Genomic DNA, 2994 nt, shown 5'->3' on the forward strand with positions numbered 1-2994 from the left:
CAGGCCGCGCGTCGCGGCCGGGCCCCTCGTTCCGGGCCCCTCCCGGCGGGCTCAGTGCTGGTACGCGGCGAGCGAGATGCCGACGTAGTGGGCGACGAAGGCCGCGAGGGTCAGGGAGTGGAAGACCTCGTGGAAGCCGAAGAAGCGGGGCGAGGGGTTGGGCCGCTTCATTCCGTAGATGACCCCGCCGACGCTGTAGAGGAGGCCGCCGACGATCACCAGGACCAGGACGGCGATGCCCCCGGCACGCATGAAGTCGGGCAGGAAGAAGACGGCGGCCCAGCCCATGGCGATGTAGCAGGGGGTGTAGAGCCAGCGCGGCGCGCCGACCCAGAAGACGCGGAAGGCGATGCCCGCGGCGGCCGCGATCCACACCGCCCACAGCAGGGTCCGGCCGGTGGAGGGCGGGAGCAGCAGGACGGTCAGCGGGGTGTAGGTGCCCGCGATGATCAGGAAGATGTTGGCGTGGTCGAGCCGGCGCAGGATGGCCTCGCCGCGCGGACCCCACGTCCCGCGGTGGTAGACCGCGCTCACACCGAACAGCAGGCATGCGGTGAGGATGTAGACGCCGCAGGCGACGCGGGCGCGGGTCGAGTCGGTGAAGGCCATCAGCGCCAGGCCGGCAACGATCACGGCGGGGAACATCCCGAGATGGAGCCAGCCGCGCAGGAGCGGCTTGGCCTCGATGGCGGACTCCACGGCCTCCACGGCCTCGGTGACCGGGGAGGCCCCGGAGACCGCTGCGGCCTCGGCGGCGGGGACGGCGGCGGCGTCAGAAGTCATGCGCGCCATGCTACCTACGGGTCCGTAGGTAGCTGCTCATCCTCTTTACGGAAGATTGACGGACGTGGCAATGCTCACGTGAGAGGCCCTCTGGACATATGCGCACATCCACCGGATGATCAGATGAGTGCGGTCGACACCGGATGAGCGGAGCGCGAAGCGTCCGGGTCGCAGCCCCCACGGGGCCTACACCAAACAAACCCCTCAACAAGGAGCAATCGTGGCGCGCGACAACGCGGCTCCCACCAGTTCGACTCTTCCCACCAAGCACACAGAGCTGATCTCCTGGGTGGACGAGATCGCAGCCCTCACCGAGCCGGACCGCGTCGTCTGGTGCGACGGCTCCGAGGGCGAGTACGAGCGCCTGTGCGAGGAGCTCGTCGCCAAGGGAACGTTCAAGAAGCTCGACGAGACGAAGCGCCCGAACTCCTACTACGCCGCCTCCGACCCCTCCGACGTCGCGCGTGTCGAGGACCGGACCTACATCTGCTCCGAGAAGGAGGAGGACGCGGGCCCGACCAACCACTGGAAGGCCCCGGCGGAGATGAAGGAGATCTTCGCGGGAGACAAGGGCATCTTCCGCGGCTCCATGAAGGGCCGGACGATGTACGTCGTCCCCTTCTGCATGGGCCCCCTCGGCTCCGAGCTCTCCGCGATCGGCGTCGAGATCACCGACTCCGCCTACGTCGCGGTCGCCATGCGCACCATGACCCGCATGGGCAAGCCCGTCCTGGACGAGCTGGGCACCGACGGGTTCTTCGTCAAGGCCGTCCACACCCTCGGCGCTCCGCTCGCCGAAGGCGAGGCCGACGTGCCGTGGCCGTGCAACACCACCAAGTACATCTCGCACTTCCCCGAGACCCGCGAGATCTGGTCCTACGGATCCGGCTACGGCGGCAACGCCCTGCTCGGCAAGAAGTGCTACGCCCTGCGCATCGCGTCCGTCATGGCCCGCGACGAGGGCTGGCTCGCCGAGCACATGCTGATCCTCAAGCTCACCCCGCCGGCCGGCGAGGGTGAGACGAAGTACATCGCCGCCGCCTTCCCGTCCGCCTGCGGCAAGACGAACCTCGCCATGCTGGAGCCCACGATCCCCGGCTGGACCGTCGAGACCGTCGGTGACGACATCGCCTGGATGCGCTTCGGCGAGGACGGCCGCCTCTACGCGATCAACCCCGAGGCCGGCTTCTTCGGCGTGGCCCCCGGCACCGGTGAGCACACCAACGCCAACGCCATGAAGACCATGTACGCCAACACCGTCTTCACCAACGTCGCGCTCACCGACGACGGCGACGTCTGGTGGGAGGGCATGACCGAGAAGGCGCCCGCCCACCTGATCGACTGGAAGGGCAACGACTGGACCCCGGAGTCCGAGACCCCGGCCGCCCACCCCAACGCCCGCTTCGCCGTCCCGGCCTCCCAGTGCCCGACGATCGCTGCCGAATGGGAGGACCCCAAGGGCGTCCCGATCTCCGCGATCCTCTTCGGCGGACGCCGCGCGTCCGCCGTGCCGCTGGTCACCGAGTCCTTCGACTGGAACCACGGCGTCTTCATCGGCTCGAACATCGCCTCCGAGAAGACCGCCGCCGCCGAGGGCAAGGTCGGCGAGCTGCGCCGCGACCCCTTCGCCATGCTGCCGTTCTGCGGCTACAACATGGGCGACTACATGGCCCACTGGGTCAAGGTCGGTGCCTCCGCGGACGCTGCCAAGCTCCCGAAGATCTACTACGTGAACTGGTTCCGCAAGAACGACGCGGGCAAGTTCGTCTGGCCCGGATTCGGCGAGAACAGCCGCGTCCTGAAGTGGATCGTCGGCCGCCTCGACGGCACCGCCGAAGGCGTGGAGACCCCCATCGGCATCCTGCCGACCAAGGACTCCCTCGACCTCGACGGCCTGGACCTCCCGGCCGAGGACCTCGACTTCCTCCTCACCGTCGACAAGGAGGTCTGGCGCGAGGAGGCCGCCCTGGTTCCCGAGCACCTCAACACCTACGGCGACCACACTCCCAAGGAGCTGTGGGACCAGTACCACGCCCTCGTGGAGCGCCTGGGCTGAGCCGGGACACGCCCTGAGGAAGGGCACGCCCTAGAAGGGCCGATGAACGTGGGAGCCCCCGACCAAGCGGCGTCCCACCGCTGTGGGAGCCCCCGACCAAGCGGCGCCCACCGCAGCACCGCCCCGTCCGGTCAGGAGCGTCCGCGCTCCTGACC

At 69.0% G+C, this 2994-nt stretch carries 2 protein-coding genes; one reads left to right on the plus strand and one right to left on the minus strand.

The annotated features are described in order from the left end of the window. Positions 1 to 51: 51 nt before the first annotated feature. A complete protein-coding gene (locus ACFW2G_RS32990) occupies positions 52 to 792 on the minus strand; it encodes a hemolysin III family protein (RefSeq protein WP_236647561.1) in 741 nt (246 codons plus the stop codon). A gap of 211 nt (positions 793 to 1003) precedes the next feature. On the opposite strand from ACFW2G_RS32990, the gene ACFW2G_RS32995 reads away from it, so the two are divergent. Then, positions 1004 to 2839: a phosphoenolpyruvate carboxykinase (GTP) gene (locus tag ACFW2G_RS32995; protein ID WP_384456625.1), complete on the plus strand. Its 1836-nt coding sequence runs from the start codon at positions 1004 to 1006 to the stop codon at positions 2837 to 2839. Positions 2840 to 2994: the final 155 nt, after the last annotated feature.

This window comes from Streptomyces sp. NPDC058880 (assembly GCF_042742535.1).
Lineage (GTDB): Bacteria > Actinomycetota > Actinomycetes > Streptomycetales > Streptomycetaceae > Streptomyces.